Raw genomic sequence first — 23,150 nt, 5'->3', positions numbered from 1 at the left:
TCCGGACGTTCCGCTACCTTGTGGGAGCGGTACCCCTGTGTCGTCGAGGTGAGGAAGTCAGTGGCAGCAGCCGTTCCGCCCTCGGGCACCGGACCCGGCGGGCCCGCCGGGCCGGACCGGCGCGGGGCCCGGCGCGCCCTGATCACCGGCGCCACCGCCGGGATCGGTGCCGCGTTCGCCCGACGACTCGCCGCCGACGGCTACGACCTGCTGCTGGTGGCCCGGGACGCGCAGCGGCTCGCGGAGTCCGCCGCCGAGCTGACCGACCGGTACGGCAACAGGGTCGAGATCCTTCCGGCCGATCTCGCCACCGACCAGGGCTGCGGCTCGGTCGAGGAGCGGCTCTCCGACGCGTCGGCACCTGTCGACATGCTCGTCAACAGCGCCGGGATCAGCCTCAACCGTTCGTTCCTGCGCTCGACGGTCGCCGACGAGTCCCGGTTGCTCCGGCTGAACGTGCACGCCGTACTCCGGCTGACCCTTGCCGCCCTGCCCACGATGGTGGAGCGGCGCCACGGAGCAGTGATAAATGTCTCTTCCGTCTCAGGCTTCGGGCCGGTGATGCCCGGCTCGACGTACCCGGCGAGCAAGGCGTGGGTGACCAACTTCAGCGAGTCGGTGGCCCAGTCGGTACGGCCGATGGGCGTACGCGTGCTGGCGCTCTGCCCCGGCTACACCCGTACCGAGTTCCACGACCGGGCCGGCATCGACATGTCGAAGACCCCGGACTGGATGTGGCTGCGCGCCGATGACGTGGTGCGGGACGCCCTTCGTGACCTGGATCGGAACCGCATGGTGAGCGTCCCGGACTGGCGCTACAAGGTGGCGGTCTTCGGCCTGCGGCACGCACCGGGCCGGATCTGGCGGGCGGTGGCCAGGGACGCCCGAGGACGGACCGGTCGCGGCGAGTTGTGATCCGGCCGGTGTGGAGGACCCGGCCCGCCGACGGCTGCGGTGACCGCGCCCCGACCGTGGGCAAGATTCAGTGCGGAGAGTAGCCGATTTCTTGTCCCATCGGCCACCGTCAGACCGACTCGAACGGCCCTCCCACCGGGTCGGCCATTCGGCTCTCACCTTGGCGCAGTACCCTTACCGGCCATGGGCGACCACGACGACCTGCGTAAATTCATCACTGACCTCGCCGTCGTGCATGGTCGGGTGGTGTTGTCCTCTGGTCGTGAGGCGGACTGGTACGTCGATCTGCGGCGCGTAACACTGCATCACGCGGCGGCACCGTTGGTCGGCCGGGTCATGCTCGACCTCACGGCGGACTGGGACTACGACGCGGTTGGCGGCCTGACGTTGGGTGCGGACCCGATCGCCGTTTCGATGTTGCACGCCGCCTCGGCGACGTCGCGTCGACTCGACGCTTTCGTGGTGCGCAAGGCCGGCAAGACGCACGGGTTGCAGCGCCGGATCGAGGGTCCGGAGCTGGGTGGTCGTCGGGTGTTGGCGGTGGAGGACACCTCCACCACGGGAGGCAGCGTGCTGACCGCAGTGGAGGCGTTACGAGAGGCCGGAGCCGAGGTCGTGGGCGTGGCGGTTATTGTTGATCGTGGTGCGGGCGACGCCGTACGAGCCGCCGGACTGCCATACCGGGCAGCCTATACGTTGGCTGACCTCGGCCTTGTGGCCTAAAAGTTTGCCGATTCGGATCTGCTGATATGCAGGCGGGTCGATGCTGCTGGTGGAAGGATGGAATACGTGGGAACTGCGTTGGCCGAAATGACTATGCCTCAGATCTCGCCGCTTGCCGGCGAGCCGATCGAGCGCGCCGACGCTGAGCGGCTGGCGGGGGTCCTCAAGGCCCTTGCCGACCCCGCTCGGCTTCGGCTGCTCAGCCTGATCCAGTCGGCACCGGAGGGCGAAGCGTGCGTGTGTGACCTCACCGCGCCGCTTGGCCTCTCTCAGCCGACGGTCAGCCACCACCTCCGTATCCTCACCGAAGCCGGCTTGCTGGAGCGGGAGAAGCGGGGCGTGTGGGCTTACTACCGGCTGGTGCCGACGGCGATCGCCACGATCGCCGACCTGCTGACCCCACCGCGTAAGCGGGCCACGAAGAAGGCCCGCTGAATCAGCGTATGGCCCGTCTGGCGGCCGCCCTGCACAGGACGCCGTCAGACGGTCCAACCGCTGTCGACGCGGTGGGACGGGGTGGGCTTCCGGCGTGAACTATCTCCGGGGAGACCTGCGGGATCAGCTCGCGTACGTCGGGCAGGACGTCGTCCGGACCGGTCTTGTGGTCGGTTCCGGCGGCAACCTGTCCGCCCGGTTGCCCGACGGCGATTCCTGCTGGGTGACCGCTGGCGGCACCTGGCTGGACCGGCTTGACCGTTCGTCCTTCGTCCGGGTGCGCATATCGGATGGATCCGTGAGCCCGGACCATCAGGGTCACTCGGACGATCCGTCGTGGCCGTCGGACGTACCGACCGCCGGTGGTGTCACCGCGTCCGTCGGGGTGCCCGATGCCGCTCCGGTGGCGGTGCGGGGCGACTCCGCGCTTCCGCGCGCCCGCAACGCGGGCGACCCGCCGGAGCCGCAGACCCGGCAGACCGGTCCGACCAGCGAGGTCGAACTGCACCTCGCCACCTATCGGGCCCGGCCGGACGTCAACGCGATAGTGCACCTGCACCCGCAGACAGTCCTGCTGCTCGACGCGCTCGGTGAAGACGTCCGGCTGGCCACCACCGACCACGGCTTCTATCTGCGCCGGGTCGCCCGGGTGCCGTTCCGGCTGCCCGGCACCACCGAACTGGCCGAGTTGGCCGCCGACGCGACCCGGGACGGGACCAACTGTCTGGTGTTGAGCCGGCACGGCTGCTCGGTACTGGCCGACAGTGTGGAGCTGGCGCACAAGCGTGCCGCGAACCTGGAGGAAGCGGCCCGGCTGACGTACCGTGCGCTCGCCGTCGGACGGCTGGCCGAGCTGCCGGAGCTGCCCGCCGAGTTCCTGACCCGGATCGACGGCGGCGCGACCAGCGTGTGACAGGCCGCGCCTCGCCCGTTGCCACCGGCGAGGTCCGCTTGCCGTTGCCGGCCCGCCGCCGGGGATCCCGCCGGCTCAGTAGCCGCGGCGGTGCCGCTGGGCCTCCTGGGCCGCGTGCTCCAGCTCGGCCCGCTCGGCCGGGGTGGTGCCCCGGCGGGCGGCCAGCCGGGCCCGGAGCAGCTCGATGATGATCGGGACCACCGAGATGAAGACGATGGCGATCAGGATCAGCTCGATGTTCGCCTTGACGAACGGGATCTGGCCGAGGAAGTAGCCGAGCACGGTGACCCCGGTGCCCCAGAGGATGCCACCGATCACGTTGTAGATGACGAAGGTGCGGTAGCGCATCCCGCTGACCCCGGCGACGATCGGGGTGAAGGTACGGACGATCGGTACGAACCGGGCCAGCACCACCGAGCGGGCGCCGTACTTCTCGAAGAACTCGTGCGCCTTGAGGAGGTTCTCCTGCTTGAACAGCCGGGAGTTGGGGCGGCGGAACAGCGCTGGGCCGACCTTCTTGCCGAACGCGTACCCGACCTGGTCACCGGCGATCGCGGCGATCGTGATCAGCAGGCAGACCAGCCAGAGCGGGTAGGTGATGTACTGCCCGTCGGCGGTCAGCAGGCCGGCCGTGAACAGCAACGAGTCGCCGGGCAGGAAGAAGCCGATCAACAGCCCGGACTCGGCGAAGACGATGGCCAGGATGCCGAGCAGCCCGAAAGTCGAGATCAACCACTCCGGATCCAGCCAATCCGGACCCAGGGCCAGCGTGGTGGTGGGCGTCGGCACGAGGAGACCTCCGGAACTCTCGGCATGGGCCGGGGAAGGGGCCGCCAACATGGTGGCGGGTACCACAGCAGTCTAGGCGGACGTTCCCGACAGTCGCCGCGCGATGCCGCCGCCGGGGCGTGGAGGAGCGCGATTCGCCCCGCCCCGCCCCGGCCGGCGTCGGGGTCGACCCGTCGCCGACCAGGGCGGACGTCGCCCTAGAGTCGGGGATCGACCGGTTCCGACTCGCAGGCGAGGATCGCGAAGACCAGCTCGTGCCGCCGCCACAGCGGAGCACCCTCGGCCAGCCGGTCCAGCGCGGCCAGGCCGAGCCCGTGCTCGCGCAGGGCCAGCCCGCGCTTGCGGCCCAGCGACCGGTGCCGGAGAGCCGCCAGCTGCTCCGGTTCGGCGTACTCCGGGCCGTAGATGATCCGCAGGTAGTCCCGGCCCCGGCACTTCAGGCCCGGCTGGAGCAACCGGCCGTCGGCGTCCCGGGCAGCGAGCCCGGCGTACGGCTTCACCACCATGCCCTCGCCACCGGCGGCGGTCAGCTCCAGCCACCAGTCCGTCGCCGCCGACACCGCCGCCTCGTCGGCCAGCTCCACCACCAGGCGCCGGGTCGGGGTGAACAGCTCCGGGTCGGCGTCGTGCAGCCGGTCGGCCAGGGCCAGGTGCCAGCCGTGGTCCCGGCCGGCGTGTGAGACGCCCTCGCTGGCGAGCACCGCGAACGGCGCCAGGGTCACCCCGGCGAGGCCGTCGGTCGGCCGGACGTAGCTGCGGTACGCCTCGGTGTAGCGCTCCAGGTCGGTCGCCCGGCGGGCCATCCGGGCCCGGAGGTCGCCGACCGGCAGGTCCCGCCCGGCCGCCCGGCCCAGCGCGTCGAGTACCGCCGGCAGCGCGGCCCGGCCCGCCGCACCGACCGGGGCGTACTGCTCCCGGATCAGCGCACCGGCCTTGGCCGACCAGGGCAGCAGTTCACAGTCGAGCAGCAGCCAGTCGGTGTCGAGTTCGGCCCAGAGTCCGGCGCTGCCGACGGCGGCACGTACCCGGGCCAGCAGTGCCCGGTCGAGCGCCCCGCCGAAGAACGGCCGGCCGGTCCGGGTGTAGACCACCCCGTCACCCGGCCCGAACCGGCCGGTACCCGTCGGCTCCGTTTCGTCCCGGCGGACCAGCACCACCGCCCGGGATCCCATGTGCTTCTCCTCGCAGACCACCCGGTCGACCCCGGCCCGCCGGTAGTCCTCGAACGCCTGTGCCGGGTGTTCCAGGAAGCCGTCGACGGTCGAGGTGGAGCAGGGCGCCATGGTCGGCGGCAGCCAGGGCAGCCAGCGCGGGTCGACGGCGAACCGGCTCATCACCTCCAGCGCCGCGGCGGCGTTCTCGGCCGGTACGGTCACCGTGCCGTAGCCGTAGTCGACGTGCCGCCGCCCGGTGATGTCCCGCAGGTCCAGCCCGAGATCGTCCCGCCCGGCGGCGGCCGACGGGCCGGCTGCCCCGGCCGGTGCCGACAGCGGGGCCGGTACGGCGGTCAGCGGCCGGGCCGGCGGGTAGTACTCCTTCGCCGCCGGCACCGAGACGAGCTCCTTGCTCGGGTAGCGCAGCGCGGTGAGCGTGCCGCCGAAGACGCAGCCGGTGTCGATGCAGATGGTGTTGTTGACCCACTCGGGGACCGGGGTGGGGGTGTGGCCGTAGACGACCATCGCCGAGCCCCGGTAGTCCCGGGCCCACGGGTAGCGCACCGGCAGGCCGTACTCGTCGGTTTCGCCCGTGGTCTCGCCGAAGAGCGCGAACGCCCGGACCCGGCCGGACGCCCGACCCTGGTATTCGGCCTTGAGGCCGGCGTGCGCGACCACCAGCCGGCCGCCGTCCAGCACGTAGTGGCTGACGAGGCCGTCGACGAACGTGGAGACCTCGGCGACGAAGCCGGGGTCCTCGGTGTCGAGCTGGGCCAGCGTCTCGGCCAGGCCGTGCGACACCGTGACGTTGCGGCCGCGCAGCTTGCGCAGCAGCTTCTGCTCGTGGTTGCCGGGCACGCAGAGCGCGGTGCCGGCGCCGACCATCCCCATCACCAGCCGGAGTACGCCGGGCGAGTCCGGCCCCCGGTCGACCAGGTCACCGACGAAGATCGCGGTACGCCCCTGCGGGTGCGTCGCGTTCACCGGACGCCCGACGCCGTCCCGGTGCAGCGTCCAGCCGAGCTGGAGCAGCAGCGTCTCCAACTCGGCCCGGCAGCCGTGCACGTCGCCGATGATGTCGAACGGCCCGGTCAGCTCCTTCCGGTCGTTGAAGAGCTTCTCGTAGCGGATCTCGGCGGCCTCGATCTCGTCGACGCCGCGCAGCACGTGCACCTTGCGGAAGCCCTCCCGCTCCAGCCGCCCGACGCTGCGCCGCAGGTCCCGCTGCATCCGGCCGAGTACCTGCCGGGCGAAGGTCCGGTCCGGCCGGGCCTGCGTACGCTCCCAGCAGAGCGGTTCGGGCACGTCCAGCACGATCGCCACCGGGAGTACGTCGTGTTCCCGGGCGACGGTGACCAGCCCGGCCCGGGCGTGCTGCTGGAGGTTGGTGGCGTCCACCACGGTCAGTCGGCCGGCCCGCAGCCGCTTCCCGGCGACCTGGTGCAGGATCTCGAAGGCGTCGGCCGAGGCGGACTGGTCGTTCTCGTCGTCGGCCACCATCGCCCGGAAGGTGTCCGAGCTGAGCACCTGGGTCGGCGCGAAGTGCCGGCGGGCGAAGGTCGACTTGCCCGAGCCGGAGACGCCGACCAGGGCCACCAGGGCCAGTTCGGGAATGTCCAGGGTGCTCATCGGGCACCTCCTCCGTTCTCGGTTGCACCGCTGTCAGTGCCGTTCCCGGTGTCGGGTCCGCTGCCGGCGCCGCCGGGGGCGGTGCGGGTGAAGACCGCGAGCTGGGTCGGGCTGCCGACCTCGGGGTCGTCGGCGCCGACCCCGCTGATCGTGACCGTGTAGCCGTACCCGGCGGCGACCGAGCCGGCCCAGTCGGCGAACTCGGCCCGGCTCCACTCGAACCGGTGGTCGGCGTGCCGGAAACCACCGGCGGCCAGCCCCGGGTACCGCACGTTGTACTCGACGTTCGGGGTGGTCACCACCACCGTCCCGGGGCGGGCGTGCCCGAAGACGGCCGCCTCCAGCGCCGGCAGGCGCGGCGGGTCGAGGTGCTCGACCACCTCCATCAGCACGGCGGCGTCGTACCCGCGCAGCCGGTCGTCCCGGTAGGTGAGCGCGGACTGCCACAGCTTGATCCGCTCCCGCTGCCGGGGCGGCAACCGGTCCAGCCGCAGCCGGCGCTCCGCGACCGTCAGGGTCCGGGACGAGACGTCGGTGCCGACGATCTCGGTGTACCGCCGGTTCTTGACCAGCTCGGTCAGCAGCGCGCCCCCGCCGCAGCCCAGGTCGAGGACCCGGGCGGCGCCGCAGGCGTCCAGCGCGCCGAGTACGGCGGCCCGGCGCAGCGCCGCGAGCGGCTGCCGGTCCACCGTCGCCGGCAGCCCGGCCTCCTCGTCCGCCCCGCAGTCCGGAGTCTCCACGATGGAGTCCGGGTCGGTGGGCTCGTCGGCCAGCCGCTGCTCGGCGAGCCGGGCCAGGGCGGCACCGGCCAGTGCCCGCCGGTGGGCCAGGTAGCGGCGGGTGATCAGACCCCGTTCCGGATGTTCGGCCAGCCAGCCGGCACCGGCCCGGAGCAGCTTGTCGATCTCGTCCGGCGCGACCCAGTAGTGCTTGGCGTCGTCCAGCACCGGCAGCAGCACGTAGAGGTGGTTGAGGGCGTCGGCGAGCCGGAGCGTGCCGGTCAGGGTGAGGTCGACGTACCGGCTGTCGCCCCAGTCGGGGTGGGTGGGGTCGAGCGGGATCGGGGCGGCGGTGACCGTCCAGCCCAGCGGGGCGAAGAGCTTCCCGGCCAGGTCGGCTCCGCCCCGGCAGCGCAGCGCCGGCACCCGCAGCTCCAGCGGGATCGGGGTGGCCGCCAACTCGGGCCGATCCTTCGAACTGCCGCGCAACGCCGACCGGAACACAGTGGACAGTGCCGAGGAGAGCAGGCTGGAGGCGGCGTACGTGCGGTCGTTCACGTACTGGCCGAGGGTGAAGCCGTCCGGCGTCGGGCTGCCGCCCCGGCCGGACCGTCCCCGGCGTCCCCGGCCGGCGCCGGAGAGCGCCAGTGGGTCGATGTCGAGCAGCAGCGCGGCGGTACAGCGTTCGGTGCCGGCCTCCGGATACACCACGTACGCCGTACCGGTGGGCATCTCGAACGTGTGCACCCGATCGGGATGCTTCACGAGCAGGTAGCCGAGGTCGGTGGCTGGCTGGTGGGTGGTGGTCACGGTGATCAACACGTCGACAATGCTGACAGTTCACCGGCGTCCCCGTCGCCTCGATTAAACGCAATCTTCCTGCCCCGCACTTCCGTCTATAGGAAGGAGAGGCCCCGGAGGTGCCAGTGACGTACGAGGAGTTCGCCGACTCCAGGCTCACCGCGCTGCTGCGCTACGCGGTGATGCTGACCGGCGATCCCCATCTCGCCCAGGATCTCGTGCAGGAGACGATGGTGCGGGTCCAGCTCAACTGGCGCCGGGTGACCCGGGCGGACGCGCCCGAACGGTACGTACGCCGGATGCTGACCAACCAGTACCTCGACTGGCAGCGCGGCTCCTGGGTACGCCGGGTACTGCTGCGCGGGGAGCCCGACGAGACGGTGCCGGTACGCGTCGACCACGCCGAAACCACCGTGCAGCGGGACCAGGTGTGGAGCTGGCTGTCCCGGTTGCCCCGCCGGCAGCGGGCCGCCCTGGTGCTGCGCTACTACGAGGACATGCCGGACGCCGAGATCGCCGAGGTGCTCGGCTGCGCCGTCGGCACCGTCCGGTCCATCATCTCGCGCGCCCTCGCCACCCTTCGTGCCGAATTCGTGGAGGCCTGAGAATGAGCGACGACGACATCCGGGTGTTCGACGACTCGTCCGGGTCGGACGAGTCGGGCGCCGGCCCGGACCCACGACCGGTCGAGGACGAGTTGCGGGCGACGTTCGCCCGGCACGCGTCGCTGACCCCGCAGGCCGGGCCGCTGCGGGCGGCGATCGACCGCCAGGTCTCCCGCCGACGCCGCCGACGGCGTGCCCTCCGGATCGGCGGGGCCGCCCTCGCCATCTTCGGCGTGCTCGCGGTGCCGACGTTGGGCCGTACCGTCGGGGTGCCGCAGGTCTCCGAGGTCGTCGGGCCGCCGATCGCGGCCCGGCCCGCCGACCGGGCCGAACCGCTGAACTTCCTGGTCCTCGGCATCGACGGCGGGGCCGGCCGGAGCAACGGCCACCGCGTCGACACCGTACTGATGGTGCACGTGCCGGCGGACCGCAGCCGGCTCTATCTCGTCTCGGTACCCCGGGACCTCGGCGTCGAGGTGCCCGGACACGGCTTCGGGAAGCTGAGCGCGGCCTTCTACCTCGGCAGCCACCGTCCCGGGAACCGGCCGGACCTGGCCGCCGGTGCCGCGCTCACCGAACGGACCGTCACCGCGCTGACCGGGATCAGGTTCGACGCGACCGCGACGCTCACCCACACCGGCCTGCGGCAGCTCACCGACGCCGTCGGCGGGGTACGGGTGTGCCTGCCGCGGCCGGTGCGGTCCCGGCACACCACCCGGGTCTTCCCGGCCGGCTGCCAGCAACTCGACGGCGCCGCCGCGCAGGACCTGCTCCGCCAGCGGTACGGCCTGGCGCAGGGGGCGCACGACCGGGACCGCAACGGGCAGCGGTTCGCCGAGGCGCTGCTGCACGAGGTCACCGACCCGGCCAACGGGCTCAACCCGGTCCGGGTCGCCGAGATCGTCCGGGTGCTCGGCCGGAACCTGATCCTCGACCTGGACGGGACGACCCCGCAGGAACTGTTCGGCGTGCTGCGCACGGTGGCTGCGGCGGACGCCGTCGGGATCGGCTGGACGTACCGCCCGGACCGGGGGTCGGTGGGCGACATGGAGAGCCTGGATCCGGCCCAGAGTCGCAGCCTCTTCGACGCGTTCGCCCGGGACACCCTGGCCGACTGGGTCACCAGACACCCGGACCGGGTCACCCGCTGAACCGGCCCGACCGGTTCCGTCGCGCGCTGTTCACCCCCGCGTCATCTCGTTCCCGCCCTGGTCACCGGGGTCGGCTCGTACACTCGCCGGGTCCGTGGGGCGGGTGCGTGGGACGGAGCCGAACGATGACGCCGGACGATGCCGGGCCGGGCCGCCGGGTGCGGGGCCGGATCGTCATGCTCGTCGACAACGGTGTCACCGGGGACTCCCGGGTGCAGAAGCAGGCCCGCTCGGCGGCCGATGCCGGCTGGGAGGTGATCCTGCTCGGCCGGTCGCCGAGCGGTACGCCCCAGGGGTGGCAACTCGGCGGGGCGCGGGTACGGCTGCTGCCGATGCCCGAGCCGCTGTTGCGCAGGCGGCACCAGTACCGCCGTGCCTGGCTGCGCTGGCCGCTCGGCTATCCGCCGAACGGGATCGCCGAATACCGGTCCCGGCAGGTCGACGCGTGGCGGGCGGACCTGCGGTTCCGGGGCGCCCAGCTCGAACTGGCGGCCCGGACGGGCCAGCCGGACCGGGCGGCGGAACTCTGGCTCCGGCTCCGGCTGCTGCTGGCCGACCTGGCCGGCCGCTGGGTCTGGGTGCGCACGAAGATGCACAACCGGGGCCGCTACGCCCGCCGGTACCGCAACCCCTGGGACCGGGCGTACACGCTGTTCTGGCAGTTGACCATGGGCGACGGTGCCTGGCGCCGGCTCGAACCGGGACTCTGGGACTACGAGCTGGCGTACGGGCCGGTCGTCGACGAGCTGGCCACGGACCTGATCCACGCCAACGACTTCCGGATGCTCGGGGTGGGCGCCCGGGCCAGGATCAGGGCAGCGGCCGCCGGCCGGGCGGTCAGGCTGGTCTGGGACGCCCACGAGTTCCTGCCGGGGATCCGGCCGTGGCAGCCGAACATCCGCTGGCTGCCGGCGATGCGGGCGCACGAGCGCGAGTACGCCCGGTACGCCGACGCAGTTGTCACCGTCTCCGAGGCGCTCGCCGACCTGCTCCGCGCCGAGCACCAGCTCGCCGAACGGCCGGTGGTGGTGCTGAACGCGCCCACCGCCGAACACGCCCCGGCCGGGCTGGGCGGGTCCGTTCCGGACCTGCGGCAGCGCTGCGGGATCGGGCCGGAGGTGCCGCTCGTGGTCTACAGCGGCAGCGCCGCCGAGCAGCGTGGCCTGCGGACCCTTGTCGACGCGCTGCCGGAGCTGCCCGGGGTGCACACCGCGCTGGTGGTCGACCCCGACCTCCAGTACGTGCGCAGGCTCGTCAGGCACGCCCACCGGATCGGTGTCGCCGACCGGCTGCACGTGCTGCCGTACGTCGAGCACTGGCAGGTGGTGCCGTTCCTGGCCGGCGCGGACGTCGGGGCGATCCCGATCCACCACTGGCCCAACCACGAGATCGCGCTGATCACCAAGTTCTTCGAGTACGCGCACGCCCGGCTGCCGATCGTGGTCAGCGACGTACGCACGATGGCCGGTACGGTCCGGTCGACCGGTCAGGGCGAGGTCTTCCGGGCCCGGGACGTCGCCGACTACGCCCGCGCGGTCCGGGCGGTGTTGGCGGACCCGGGGCGGTACCGGGCCGCGTACGACCGGCCGGGGCTGCTGGCGGGCTGGACCTGGGCGGCCCAGGCGGAGATCCTCACCGGGATCTACCGCCGGCTGCTCTCCGAAGCACAGGAAGGGGCACAGGACCCGGCCGGGTCACCGGTGCCGGCCGATCAACCGGCAGTCGCCTCCGGCCGATCAACGGCGGTCGCCTCCGGCCGGATCAGCGGTAGTCGTCGTCCGCCGGCCGATCAGCGGTAGTCGTCGTCGTCCGAGCCGACGACCTGGGCCTGCTCCAGGGCGTCCCACTCGCTGACGTCCAGGCCGCGCTGGACGGCCGGCGGGTCCTCGGTGTTCGGGTCCGCGACGGTCGCCTGCTCCAGGGCGTCCTCGGCCGGCGCCTCCGGGTCGCGCTCGTCCGGGGTGAGGTGGTCGCCGGGGGCGAAGTCCTCGTCGGGCTGGCCCATGTCCTACTCCTGCCGGTCGGGTGCCGCTGTGTTTCACCGTACGGGTTGATCGGACGGTCGGTACCCGGAGCACCGTGCCCGATCCCGGAGCCGGCCAAACCGCCCGTCCGGCTGCGGGTCGCGTGCCACGATGATGCGATGGGCTTCCTGATCCGGCTGGTGATCAGCGCGTTGGCGCTGTGGATCACCAGCCTGGTGGTGCCCGGCATCGAGCTGACCGGGCGGACCACCGCGCAGGACGCGCTGACGGTACTCGTCGTGGCGTTCATCTTCGGCGCGGTGAACGCGGTGCTCAAGCCGATCATCCGGGTCGTCGGCTGCGTCTTCTACGTGCTCACCCTGGGGCTGTTCGCGCTTGTCGTCAACGCGCTGCTCTTCCTGCTCACGGACTGGATCGCGCAGGTGTTCGACCTGCCGTTCCAGATCGACGGCTTCTGGCCGGCCTTCTACGGGGCGATCGTGATGGCTGTGGTGAGCTGGCTGCTCGGTGTCGTCTGGCCGGGCCGGTCCGAACGCTGAGCCGGGACCGGGTGGGTTGAATTGGCGCGAGCGGGCTACGGGATACTTCGGGGCGGAGGACAGCGCGGTCCGGGCGCACCCAGCGAGTCTTTTCCCACCTGAACCGCGCGGCGCCCGCGCATCGACCCTCACCCGGGGACCACGGACCACGGGCCGCGAGGGGAGGTGGGAGAGGTTCATCCAGACAGCGGCCGTGTAGGCCGAGAGCGGTTAGTAAGGAGCGTTTCACATGCCCATCGCTTCCCCCGAGGTCTACGCCGAGATGCTGGACCGCGCCAAGGCGGGCCGGTACGCCTACCCGGCGATCAACGTGACGTCCTCGCAGACCCTTAACGCGGCGCTGCGCGGCTTCGCCGACGCGGAGAGTGACGGCATCATCCAGGTCTCCACCGGCGGCGCCGAGTACCTCTCCGGCCCGACCGTGAAGGACATGGTGACCGGGGCTGTCGCGTTCGCCGCGTACGCCCGGGAGGTGGCGAAGAACTACCCGGTCAACATCGCGCTGCACACCGACCACTGCCCGAAGGACAAGCTCGACAAGTTCGTCCGGCCGCTGATGGCGATCTCCAAGGAGCGGGTGGCCCGGGGCGAGGAGCCGCTGTTCCAGTCGCACATGTGGGACGGCTCCGCCGTACCGGTCGGGGAGAACCTGGAGATCGCGGCGCAGCTGCTCGACGAGGCGGCGGCCGGGCACATCGTGCTGGAGATCGAGGTCGGCGTGGTCGGCGGCGAGGAGGACGGCGTCGAGAACGCGATCAACGAGAAGCTCTACACCACCGTCGAGGACGGCATCGCCATGGTCGACGCGCTCGGCCTCGGCGAGAAGGGCCGCTACATGGCGGCGCTCACCTTCGGCAACGTGCACGGCGTCTACAAGCCCGGCAACGTCAAGCTCCGCCCGGAGATCCTCAACGAGATCCAGCAGGCGGTCGGCGCCAAGTACAACAAGGGCGACAAGCCGCTCAGCCTGGTCTTCCACGGCGGCTCCGGCTCGCTGCTGGAGGAGATCCGCGAGGCGCTCGACTACGGCGTGGTGAAGATGAACATCGACACCGACACCCAGTACACCTTCACCCGGCCGGTGGCGGACCACATGTTCCGCAACTACGACGGGGTGCTGAAGGTCGACGGCGAGGTCGGCAACAAGAAGATGTACGACCCCCGGGTCTGGGGCAAGGCGGCCGAGGCGGGCATGGCGCAGCGGGTCGTCGAGGCGTGCGAGCACCTGCGCTCGACCGGTACCACGCTGGCCAAGTAGTTCCGGAGGTCCGTTCCGGCTGCTCCCGCCCCGGCTATCGGGTGGCGGTGAGCAGCCGGACGGCCTCGTGCACGTCGTCGGTGACGTACACCGAGCGGGCCAGGTCACCGGTGGGTGCCAGCGCCAGCAGTGGCCGCAGCAGCGCCTCGATCGGCAGGGTCCCGGTCCAGAACGCGCTGTCCAGGAAGACGTACGGCCCGCTGTCGCCGTCGGTGCCGTAGAACGTCTTGGTGGCGGCCTGGAACACCTCCTGCACCGTGCCGGCCCGACCGGCGGCGAAGACGATCCCGCCCCGGGCCAGCCGCAGGATGGTGTCCTCCCGGATCGCGTTGGAGAAATACTTGGCGATCCGGCCGGCGAAGAGGTTCGCCGGTTCGTGCCCGTACAGCCAGGTGGGGATGGCGAGCCCACCGCGCCGGGCCCACCCGTCCGGCCCCGCCGCCCGGTGACCGTTCCCGTTTCCGTTCCCGTTGCCACCGCCGTTCCCGTTGTCGCCACCGTTGCCGGTGCGGGGCTGCGGTACCGGCGGTCCGAACCGGGCCCGCACCGTCAGCGCGGCGGCGGTGTACGGCTCGTGGTCGGTGAAGTCCGGCGCGGTCGCCAGCAGGTCGATCGCCGAGGTCAGGTCGGCGGTGGACCGCTCGGAGAGGTAGGCGCCGAGGTTGGCCGCCTCCATCACCCCGGGACCGCCGCCGGTCACCACCAGCCGGTCGGCCCGGGCCAGCTCCCAGCCGAGCGTCGCGGCCAGCCGGTACGCCGAGCTGCCCCGTGGTACCGCGTGTCCGCCCATCACCCCGACCACCGAGGCCGGGCCGTGTCGGGCCAGCCAGGAGCGGGTGGCGTCGGCCAGCGCGTTGTCGACGGCGTGGTCGTGCAGTCGTTGCGCCAGCGCCTCCCGCAGCTCCGGCAACGCGCCGCCGTGCGCCCGGAAGTGCTGGTAGACCACTGTGTCGTACATCCCGGCGAAGCCGCCGGTGTCGAAGCCGGCGGCCAGCTCGTCGGCGGTGTAGAGCCGGGACGGGTGCGTCGGGTACGGCATCGCCGCGAACGCGGGTACCACTGTCGCGCCGCGCCGGACCAGTTCCGCCTCCACCTCCCGGGACCCGAACCGGCAGCCGACGAAGAGGGTGTCGGTCACGTCGACTCCGGTCAGCTCCGGTACCGGATCGAGATCCAGTCGGAGCCCCTGCACGGTCAGCCCGGCGAGGCTGCCGGCTCTGAGGTGGAGATCCAGTTCCTCGCGCGACTCGATCTCGTCGGCGGTGTCGTCGTGTGGTTCGAGTACGTCGGCGGGGGGTGGGGTGGGCACCCCGTCATCCTGCCCCGGCCGGGCAAGTCGGTCCGCGCCGGACCGCGCGACACGGAGGGTAACCGGCATCGCGGGGGCCGAAACCGGCGAGAGCCCGGCGACACCAGGTCGCCGGGCTCTCTGTTACCGGTCCTGGGGAGGCTCCGGATCTCCATTTGTAGTCGAGTCCCCTCCGACCCGCACCGGCCGCACGCGTGACAAATGATCAGCCGTTCAGCCAGCTCACGTGACGCACCCCGCTCGCCGGAGCAGCTGCCGGCCGGGTTGAATGGTCCGATGCAGAACCTCTTGCCCGAACCGCCGGCCACCCTGTTGCCGGGAGACGACGACGCCGAGGCGGCGCTCGCCGCCGCGCGGGAGACGGATACCGACGAGGCGTACGCCTCGGCCGCCGCGCAGCATCCGACGTTCAGCGCGGCCTGGGCTGCCCTGGCCACGCGGGCGCTCGACTCCGGCCAGGTCGTCGCCGCCTACGCCTATGCGCGCACCGGCTACCACCGGGGCCTGGACCAACTGCGCCGCAGCGGATGGAAGGGACACGGTCCGGTGCCGTGGAGCCACGCGCCGAACCGGGGCTTCCTGCGCTGCCTGTACGTGCTCTCCCGGGCGGCCGGGGAGATCGGCGAATCCGACGAGGCGGCCCGCTGCGCGCAGTTCCTCCGCGACTGCGACCCGGCGGCCGGTGACGCCCTCGCCAGCAACTGACGAGGGCGGGACAAGCGCCGGTCCGGCGTTGCCGGCCGGGGGACGTTCACCGACCCCTGGCCGGCGACGAGCCGTCGTGAACCGGGTCAGAGCCCTTCGGCCACCGACGCCGCGATCTTGAGCCAGGCGTCCCGGGTCGCGGACGAGAGCTGGGCGTACCGGATCGGCTCGCCGGTGTCGATCAACCGCTCGTACGGCGCCAGCAGCACCGCCCTGGTGCGGGCGGCGAAGTGCCGCTGGATCGCCGGCAGGTCGATCTCCTTGCGGGACGGTGGCATGGAGACCACCGTCACCGCCTGCCGGACGAGTCGCTGCCGACCACTCTGCTCCAGGTGGTCGAGCATCCGGGCGGCCGTCTCGGCGGAGTCGTTCCTGGCCGACATCGTCACCACGAGCTGGTCGGTGGCGTCGATCGCCGCCTGCCAGTTCTGGGCCCGGACGTTGTTGCCGGTGTCCACGAAGATCAACTTGTAGAACCGGCTGACCACCTCGCGGATCTCCGCGAAGGCGGTGGCGGTGAGCATCTCGCCGCCGGTCGCCGACTCGTCCGAGGCGAGTACGTCGAACATCCCCTCGCTCTGCGAGCGCACGTACTGCGACAGGTCGCCGACCCGGCCGTGCGCACCCTTGAACTGGTAGAGGTCGCGCAGCATGTCCCGCACGGTCCGGGAGTGGAAGTCCTGCTGGGCACGCATCCCCAGGGTCCCCTGGGTCTCGTTGTTGTCCCAGGCCAGCACGTATCCGCCGCGCTTCTGTCCGAAGGTCATCGCCAGCAGCAGGATCGCCACCGTCTTGCCGGCGCCGCCCTTGGGGTTGACGACCGTCACCTGCCGGAGCCCGCCGAAGTTCCGGCGGATCATCTCGATGTCCTGCTTGATCTCCTGCTCGTGCCGGCCCGGGGCGAGCTTCACCAGCCCCAGCGTGGTCTTGTTGACCGCCGCGCGTATCCCGGTCTGGGCGACGGGGTCGGCGGGACGTACCGCCCGGCGCCGGGCGAAGTCCTCCGCGGTGGGCGTACCGGAGTCCGGTGTCCAGAGCGGGTCGGGGTAGGCGTTGCCGGGTTGCGCTGGTACCCGCTGCACCCCGGCCGACTCGGCGTACGGCTGCTGCGGTACCTCGGTCACCCCGGGCGGGACCGGCGGGACCGGCGGCGGTGCCCAGCCGGGCTGCGGGCCGGTCACCGGCGGGGGCGGATAGCTCGGGTAACCGGGCTGGCTCGGATAGCCCGGCGGACCGGGCTGGTCCGGCGGCGGCGGATAGGCCGGGTGCGTTGCCACCGGGGGTGGTAGCGGCGGGTGCGGCGGGACCGGCTGCTGGGGCGACGGCGGCGGATAGGCCGACACCGGATGCGCCGCCGAGTACGGGCCGGGCGTGATCGTCGGCGGATACGGGCCGACCGGCGGCGCGGGTGCGACGGCCGGACCGGGCCCGGGACCGGAGACGGGCTGCACCGGTGGCGGTGGCGGCACCGGTTGTGCTGCCACCGCCGGGGCGCCGTGCTGCGGGCCGACCGGCCGCTGCGGCGGCTGTGCCCAGGGTGACTCGGCGGGCGGCCGGGCGGGACCGCCGTCCGGCTGGGCCCGGCTGGAGGCGGGCAGCGTCGCCCGGCCACGAGCCGGCTCGGCGGCTCGGACGCCTTCCGCCTCCTCGGCCGGGTCGGCGGTCCGGGCGGCGCCCGGCTGCTCGGCTTGTTCGCCCTTCGGCTCTGCCCCGCCGGCCTCGGCCGCTGCGGGGGTCACCGCCGACCTGCCCTGCTCCGCCCCGGAGCCGGACTCGGCGGCCCCGGTGCCCTGTCCGCCACCGCCAGCGGCCCCGCTGACCGGGATCGCCCCGCCCGCAGCCCCGCTGACCGGGATCGCCCCGCTGGTCGAGGCCGGCCCGCTGACCGGAGCCACCCCGCCGGTCGAGGTGGCGCCGTTCGTCGGGATGGCGCCGCTGCCCGGTTCGGCGCCGCTGACCGGTTCGGCGCCGCCGGCCGGGGCCGCACCGCTCACCGGCTTCACCGTCGCCTTGCCGGCGGCCGGAGTGACGGACGCCTTCCCGGCGGACGGGCTCACCGGGTTGACCACTGCCTTGCCGGCGGTGGGGCTGACGCTGGCCTTGCCGGCGGCTCGCGGCTCGGCCGTACCGATGCCGCCGGTGCGCTCCTCGCCGGTCGTCGCCAGCCGGTCCGGGGACTCCGGCCGGGCCCGCCCGACCGCGTCCTGGCCGCCGGTGTGCTCCGGTCGGCCCGCCGCGTCGGGGCGGCGGACGTCTCCGGTGTTCACCGAGGCCCGGCCCTGGCTGGGGGCGACCGTCGGCCAGACCCGGGTCGGCGAGTGCACCGCGGACTCGGCCGGGCCGCCGTGCGCAGCCGGACCGGGTGGAGGCGGCGGCGCCGGCACGGGCGGGATCGGCGGATGCGGCGGTACGGCGGTCACCGGCTGGGCGGCCACCGGCTGGACGGGCGGCGGCTGGACGGGCGGCGCGACGGGTGGGATCGGCACGGGGCCGAACGAGTGCGGGACCGGCGGCACCGGCACCGCGGGTGGCGCAGCGGGCCGCGAAGTGGACTGGTAGGGCTGGTGTGCGACGGGCTGCGGAACGCCGGCCATCGGGCCGGGCGGGGTCGCGTCCGGAGGTGGTGGCGGAGTCGGTGCCCAACTGATCGGATTGGACTCGTCACGCGGCTCGGCGACGATCTCGTCCGGCGGCCACAGCGGCTCGGCCTCCTGCGGCGCTGGTGGCCCCTGGCCCGGCACGTACACCCGGTCTCCATGATTGTTCACCACGACCTACCTCCTCCCTCCCACACCGAGGATATGCCCGCCGATCGGCCTCGCGCCGGGCACGGAGGTCCCCACCTACAGCCTTCCACAAGAGATCAGTGGTCGTACACCGCCCATGCCTCCGGCTCGATCCACCACGATCGCTTGCGGTTGAGGGTCCCCGTTACCCCGTCGTCCAGGAACGGAACCTCCGGATCCCGGGGCGTCACCGCCACCGCACGGCCACGCGCCCGCCTGACCTCGAGGCGTACCGTCCGGCGACCCCAGCGGGACCGCTCGGTCACCGGTACGGCCACTGCCACCTCGACCGTGCCGTCGGCCGGGTCCCCGGTGGAGAGCAGGCGTACCCCGCCCAGTTCGGCGTACCCGCCCGCGTTGCCGATCGCGCAGGCGAGGAGCGGGTCGTCACCGGCCGACAGCACGGTGTCGTCCACCTCCACCCGACCGCGCCAGGCCAACGGGGTACCGGCGTCGTTGGCGGCACCGAGCAGCGCCCCGTCCAGGGTGACCGAACCACCGTCGTTGCGGAGCAGGTCGAGTCGGCGTACCCGGCCGTCGAGCACGGCCGAGGCGACCGCCGCCGGTTCGCGGGGCAGGCCGAGTTGGCCGGCGAGGTCCCGGGGCGGCTGGGACCCCGCCGACCGGCTCGGATCCAGCGGCAGTACGCCGATCGCCGGCAGGTCGGGCACGGTGCGGTTGGCGGCGAGGTCGGCCGGGCGGCGACTGGGCGGCGGGGCGTACCGGCGGACCAGTCGGCGCATGACGGCGCGTAACTGTGCGTCACTCGCTGTAGCGACGACGAGCCGGACCTTGCCGTCCGGGTCGGGCCAGTCGAGCCCGTCCGGCCGGGGTGGGCCGTCGAGCCGGGCCAGCACGGAGTCGATCTCCCGATCCGACCGGGCGGTCACCGTCTCCACCCGGGCGCCGCGCTCGGTCAGCGCGTCGGCGCAGGCCAACACGGGTACCCGTGGAGTCTCCGCGCACTCCGCCCGGTCCGGTGCCGCACCCGGGGAACAGCAGTCGCCGCCCGCGCCGCAGCCCGTCGAGGTGTCCTCACCCCGGGCGAGGGTGAGCAGTACCACGTCGTACACCGGGAGTCGCCTCCTGCCGCCAGCCGGCCTCTGCCGGCCGGGTCGTCACTTTTTGTTAGCCTGACACCCCGGGCTCGCCACGCGGTCGCCACCTGGCACCCGAGCCCCCTGGAGGCGGGTTTAGAGATGCCGGCGATCGTGCTCATCGGGGCGCAGTGGGGCGACGAGGGCAAGGGCAAGGTTACCGACCTGTTGGGTGACCGGGTCGACTACGTCGTCCGGTACTCCGGCGGCAACAACGCCGGACACACCGTGGTGACCCCGGACGGCCAGAAGTACGCGCTGCACCTGATGCCGTCGGGCGCGCTCTCGCCGAGCGCGGTGATCGTGATCGGCAACGGGGTGGTGGTCGACCCGAAGGTGCTGATCTCCGAGATCGACGGGCTCGCCGAGCGGGGCGTCGACGTCTCCCGGCTGCGGATCTCCGGCGACGCACACCTGATCATGCCGCACCACCGGGCGCTGGACCGGGTCGTCGAGCGCTACCTCGGCTCGTCCCGGATCGGCACCACCGGCCGGGGCATCGGCCCGGCCTATGGCGACAAGGTGGCCCGGATGGGCATCCGGGTGCAGGACCTGCTCGACCCCGGCATCCTGCGCAAGAAGCTCGAACTCGCACTGCGGGAGAAGAACCAGATCCTCTTCAAGGTCTACAACCGCAAGGCGCTTGACGTGGATGCGGTGACCGAGGAATACCTCGGCTACGCGGAGCGACTGCGGCCGTACATCGCGGAGACCCGGGTGATCCTCTGGGACGCCCTGGACCGGGGCGAGACGGTACTGCTGGAGGGCGCCCAGGCCACCATGCTCGACATGGACCACGGCACGTACCCCTTCGTCACCTCGTCCAACCCGACGGTCGGCGGCGCCTGCGTCGGCTCCGGCATCCCGCCGATGGCGGTCAACCAGGTGATCGGGGTGACGAAGGCGTACACCACCCGGGTCGGGTCGGGGCCGTTCCCGACCGAACTCTTCGACGAGAACGGTGCACACCTGCGCAAGGTCGGCGCCGAGTACGGCACCACCACCGGCCGGGAGCGCCGGTGCGGCTGGTTCGACGCCGTGATCGCCAGGTACGCCGTCCGGCTCAACGGCATCACCGACCTGGTCGTCACCAAGCTCGACGTCCTCTCCGGACTGGAGAAGGTGCCGATCTGCGTCGGGTACGAGATCGACGGCGAGCGGTACGACGACATGCCGATGACGCAGACCGCGATCCACCACGCCAAGCCGGTCTACGAGGAGCTGGACGGCTGGTGGGAGGACATCTCCAAGGCGCGTTCCGAGGCGGAACTGCCGGAGAACGCCCGCCGCTACCTGGCCCGGATCGAGGAGCTGTGCCGGACCCGGGTCAGCGTCGTCGGCGTCGGCCCCGGCCGGGACGAGAACGTCGTCCGGCACGAACTGCTCCCACCCCGGTGAGGAAGGGCCCCCCGTACAACAAAAAGCGATAGCCGGGGGCCCTTCCTTACACCCCTGACCGTAGGATCGGTGGCCGTGCGCGTACTACTTCTCGGTGGCGGTGGGCGGGAGCATGCTCTGGCGCTCGGCCTGGCCGCCGACCCGGCCGTCGACCAGTTGATCGCCGCACCCGGCAACCCGGGCATCGCGGCGGTCGCGGAGTTGCGCCCGGTGCAGGCCACCGACCCGGCCTCGGTCGCGGCGCTCGCCGTCGAGGTCCAGGCCGACCTGGTCGTCGTCGGTCCGGAGGCGCCGCTGGTCGCCGGGGTCGCCGACGCGGTACGCGCCAAGGGCATCGCCTGCTTCGGCCCGTCCGGTGCGGCGGCCCGGATCGAGGGCTCCAAGACGTTCGCCAAGGACGTGATGACGACGGCCGGAGTGCCGACGGCCCGGGCCCGGACGGTCGACAACCCCGGGACCGGGGTCGGATCGGCGCTGGTGGCGCAGGCACTCGACCAGTTCGGCCCGCCGTACGTGGTCAAGGACGACGGACTCGCCGCAGGCAAGGGCGTGGTGGTCACCGAGGACCGCTCGGCGGCACTCGACCACGCGGCCGGCTGTGCCCGGGTGGTCGTCGAGGAGTACCTGGCCGGGCCAGAGGTCTCGCTCTTCGTGGTCACCGACGGCGAGACCGCGCTGCCGCTGTTGCCGGCCCAGGACTTCAAGCGGGTGGGCGACGGCGACACCGGGCCGAACACCGGCGGCATGGGGGCGTACGCGCCGTTGCCGTGGCTGCCGCCGGGGACCGTCGACGAGGTGATGGCCACGGTGGTCGAGCCGACCCTGGCCGAGATGCGGCGCCGGGGTACCCCGTTCAGCGGGCTGCTCTACGTCGGGCTGGCCATCACCCGGCACGGGCCACGGGTGATCGAGTTCAACGCGCGGTTCGGCGACCCGGAGACGCAGGTCGTACTCCCACTGCTGGAGACGCCGCTCGCCGGCCTGCTGCACGCGGCGGCAACCGGCTCGCTGGCCGCGCATCCGCCGCTGCGCTGGCGTTCCGGCGCGGCGGTCACCGTCGTGGTCGCCTCGGCGGGCTACCCGGGCACGCCCAGCACCGGTGACGTGATCACCGGCGCCGAGCGGGCCGGGATCGTGCACGCCGGCACCGCACGCCGGGACTCGGACGGGGCGTTGGTCTCCGCCGGGGGCCGGGTCCTCGCCGGTACCGGCCTCGGCGCCGACCTGGACGCGGCCCGGGCCGCCGCCTACGAGCTGGTCGCCGGGGTCGACCTGCCGGGCGGGCACCACCGGACCGACATCGCGGCGCTCGCCGCGGCGGGTCGGCTCGCCGCACCCGACCGGGCCGAGTCGCCGGCTGGCTGAGCCGCTCTCCGGCCTCCGCCCGACCGGGCGTTGAGGCTGCTCTCCGATCGTGCCGCAGCCCCGTCCCTCCGGCGGGCGGTGGGTCCGGCGCGGCGCACGTGTGCCGGCTGGCACGAAACCGTGATTCGCTGATCGCACCCGGTTGCCTACCGTGAGATCAACCCCGGCCGTCGGTCCCGGGGATCCCACTGCCGGAGGAGCCAGCATGCACAGGTACCTGACTCGGGCGGCCCTGTTCGCCCTCGGCGGCGCGGTCGCGGTCGCGGCGACCGGCTGTGTGACGATCGAGAGGGGCGGGCCCGGGACCGCTGGCTCCGCGCCGACCAGCTCGGTGCCGGCCACCGGTGACGCGGGCCTGGGCAGCGCCCCGCCGGACGAGACCGCCGCGACGCCGGATCCGACCGGCAGCCCGGCGGGCAAGGGCGGCAAGCCCGGCGGCGGCTCCAGCGGCGGCGGCAACACCGGCAACACCGGGGGCGGCAGCGACCACAGCGGTACGACGAGCAAGAAGCCGAGCGGCCCGACGATCGTGTACTACCGGATCAAGCAGAAGCCACAGTGCGACCAGGGTACGAACGTGAACCGCATCCCCGGCGTGCCGGTGATCCTGGAGTGGAAGGTGACCGGCGCGGACGAGGTCACCATCTCGGTGGACGGTCCCGGGATCTACAACACCTATCCGGCGGTCGGCACGGCGACGATCGACTTCTCGTGTGGCGGCAGCCCCGGCGAGTACGCCAAGCACACCTACCAGCTGCGTACCGTCGGCGGCGGCGAGGTACGGTCCAAGACGCTGAGCGCCTCGGCCCTGATCCACGAGATCCCCCAGGTCTGAACGGACTCGATCCCTGAAGGCCTGAACGGTTCGCCATCG

Annotated in this window: 20 protein-coding genes; 13 read left to right on the top strand and 7 right to left on the bottom strand. The window is 72.8% G+C overall.

Annotated features, from left to right (window positions below; all coding sequences use genetic code 11):
- The first annotated feature begins 138 nt into the window (after positions 1–138).
- The 4 genes from CLT71_RS21495 to CLT71_RS21480 all read left to right on the top strand — a co-directional run bounded on the left by CLT71_RS21495 (position 139) and on the right by CLT71_RS21480 (position 2,986).
- Complete coding sequence (locus tag CLT71_RS21495) at positions 139–915, top strand: SDR family NAD(P)-dependent oxidoreductase (protein ID WP_486483711.1); 777 nt, start codon at positions 139–141, stop codon at positions 913–915.
- Positions 916–1,098: 183 nt separating this feature from the next.
- Positions 1,099–1,638, top strand: a complete 540-nt coding sequence (pyrE, locus tag CLT71_RS21490; protein WP_101368685.1) for an orotate phosphoribosyltransferase — start codon at positions 1,099–1,101, stop codon at positions 1,636–1,638.
- 57 nt (positions 1,639–1,695) lie between these two features.
- Positions 1,696–2,073, top strand: coding sequence for an ArsR/SmtB family transcription factor (locus tag CLT71_RS21485; RefSeq protein ID WP_007073957.1), 378 nt, complete (start codon positions 1,696–1,698; stop codon positions 2,071–2,073).
- 94 nt (positions 2,074–2,167) lie between these two features.
- Positions 2,168–2,986, top strand: a complete 819-nt coding sequence (locus CLT71_RS21480; protein WP_101368684.1) for a class II aldolase/adducin family protein — start codon at positions 2,168–2,170, stop codon at positions 2,984–2,986.
- A 75-nt stretch (positions 2,987–3,061) separates the two neighbouring features.
- Here CLT71_RS21480 and CLT71_RS21475 read toward each other — a convergent pair whose 3' ends face one another.
- The 3 genes from CLT71_RS21475 to CLT71_RS21465 form a co-directional block, all read right to left on the bottom strand.
- Positions 3,062–3,775, bottom strand: coding sequence for a VTT domain-containing protein (locus CLT71_RS21475; protein WP_101368683.1), 714 nt, complete (start codon positions 3,773–3,775; stop codon positions 3,062–3,064).
- A 197-nt stretch (positions 3,776–3,972) separates the two neighbouring features.
- Entirely contained in the window at positions 3,973–6,558 is a 2,586-nt protein-coding gene (locus CLT71_RS21470; protein WP_101368682.1) for a polynucleotide kinase-phosphatase, read from the bottom strand.
- Positions 6,555–8,099, bottom strand: coding sequence for a 3' terminal RNA ribose 2'-O-methyltransferase Hen1 (locus CLT71_RS21465; RefSeq protein WP_101368681.1), 1,545 nt, complete (start codon positions 8,097–8,099; stop codon positions 6,555–6,557). The genes CLT71_RS21470 and CLT71_RS21465 overlap by 4 nt, the downstream gene beginning before the upstream one ends.
- Positions 8,100–8,203: 104 nt before the next feature.
- Here CLT71_RS21465 and CLT71_RS21460 point away from each other — a divergent pair, with 104 nt between their 5' ends.
- From CLT71_RS21460 to CLT71_RS21450, 3 genes are all read left to right on the top strand, one after another.
- Positions 8,204–8,683 (top strand): SigE family RNA polymerase sigma factor, encoded by a 480-nt coding sequence (locus CLT71_RS21460; RefSeq protein ID WP_101368680.1) that lies wholly within the window; start codon positions 8,204–8,206, stop codon positions 8,681–8,683.
- A gap of 2 nt (positions 8,684–8,685) precedes the next feature.
- Positions 8,686–9,834 carry an LCP family glycopolymer transferase gene (locus CLT71_RS21455; RefSeq protein ID WP_101368679.1) on the top strand — a complete coding sequence of 383 codons (1,149 nt, stop codon included), beginning with the start codon at positions 8,686–8,688 and terminating at the stop codon, positions 9,832–9,834.
- 176 nt (positions 9,835–10,010) lie between these two features.
- Positions 10,011–11,633, top strand: a complete 1,623-nt coding sequence (locus CLT71_RS21450; protein ID WP_101371660.1) for a glycosyltransferase family 4 protein — start codon at positions 10,011–10,013, stop codon at positions 11,631–11,633.
- Here the strand turns inward: CLT71_RS21450 and CLT71_RS21445 are convergent.
- Positions 11,624–11,839, bottom strand: coding sequence for a hypothetical protein (locus CLT71_RS21445; protein ID WP_101368678.1), 216 nt, complete (start codon positions 11,837–11,839; stop codon positions 11,624–11,626). The two genes, CLT71_RS21450 and CLT71_RS21445, sit on opposite strands and share 10 nt — an antisense overlap.
- A gap of 138 nt (positions 11,840–11,977) precedes the next feature.
- Between CLT71_RS21445 and CLT71_RS21440 the strand changes: the two genes are divergently transcribed.
- The gene (locus CLT71_RS21440; RefSeq protein ID WP_101371659.1) at positions 11,978–12,358 is read left to right on the top strand and encodes a phage holin family protein; all 381 of its coding nucleotides are present in this window, start codon (positions 11,978–11,980) and stop codon (positions 12,356–12,358) included.
- Positions 12,359–12,587: 229 nt separating this feature from the next.
- A complete protein-coding gene (fbaA, locus tag CLT71_RS21435) occupies positions 12,588–13,616 on the top strand; it encodes a class II fructose-bisphosphate aldolase (RefSeq protein ID WP_101368677.1) in 1,029 nt (342 codons plus the stop codon).
- 34 nt (positions 13,617–13,650) lie between these two features.
- Here fbaA and CLT71_RS21430 read toward each other — a convergent pair whose 3' ends face one another.
- On the bottom strand, positions 13,651–14,925 hold the full coding sequence (locus CLT71_RS21430; RefSeq protein ID WP_486483377.1) for an LOG family protein: 1,275 nt from the start codon (positions 14,923–14,925) through the stop codon (positions 13,651–13,653).
- 276 nt (positions 14,926–15,201) lie between these two features.
- Here CLT71_RS21430 and CLT71_RS21425 point away from each other — a divergent pair, with 276 nt between their 5' ends.
- A complete protein-coding gene (locus CLT71_RS21425; RefSeq protein ID WP_101368675.1) occupies positions 15,202–15,630 on the top strand; it encodes a DUF3151 domain-containing protein in 429 nt (142 codons plus the stop codon).
- A gap of 86 nt (positions 15,631–15,716) precedes the next feature.
- Here the strand turns inward: CLT71_RS21425 and CLT71_RS38145 are convergent, their stop codons facing one another.
- Positions 15,717–17,699, bottom strand: a complete 1,983-nt coding sequence (locus tag CLT71_RS38145; RefSeq protein WP_486483710.1) for a MinD/ParA family ATP-binding protein — start codon at positions 17,697–17,699, stop codon at positions 15,717–15,719.
- A 794-nt stretch (positions 17,700–18,493) separates the two neighbouring features.
- Entirely contained in the window at positions 18,494–19,489 is a 996-nt protein-coding gene (locus CLT71_RS21410) for a hypothetical protein (RefSeq protein WP_101368673.1), read from the bottom strand.
- A 126-nt stretch (positions 19,490–19,615) separates the two neighbouring features.
- Here CLT71_RS21410 and CLT71_RS21405 point away from each other — a divergent pair, with 126 nt between their 5' ends.
- The 3 genes from CLT71_RS21405 to CLT71_RS21395 all read left to right on the top strand — a co-directional run bounded on the left by CLT71_RS21405 (position 19,616) and on the right by CLT71_RS21395 (position 23,111).
- Positions 19,616–20,911, top strand: coding sequence for an adenylosuccinate synthase (locus CLT71_RS21405; protein WP_101368672.1), 1,296 nt, complete (start codon positions 19,616–19,618; stop codon positions 20,909–20,911).
- Between the two features lie 75 nt (positions 20,912–20,986).
- The gene (gene purD, locus CLT71_RS21400; protein WP_101368671.1) at positions 20,987–22,276 is read left to right on the top strand and encodes a phosphoribosylamine--glycine ligase; all 1,290 of its coding nucleotides are present in this window, start codon (positions 20,987–20,989) and stop codon (positions 22,274–22,276) included.
- Positions 22,277–22,481: 205 nt separating this feature from the next.
- Positions 22,482–23,111, top strand: a complete 630-nt coding sequence (locus tag CLT71_RS21395) for a hypothetical protein (RefSeq protein ID WP_101368670.1) — start codon at positions 22,482–22,484, stop codon at positions 23,109–23,111.
- The last annotated feature ends 39 nt before the right edge of the window (positions 23,112–23,150 follow it).

The organism is Plantactinospora sp. CNZ320, from assembly GCF_002846275.1.
Note: the sequence above shows the minus strand (reverse complement) of the source record. Positions and strands in the feature narration are given on the sequence as shown.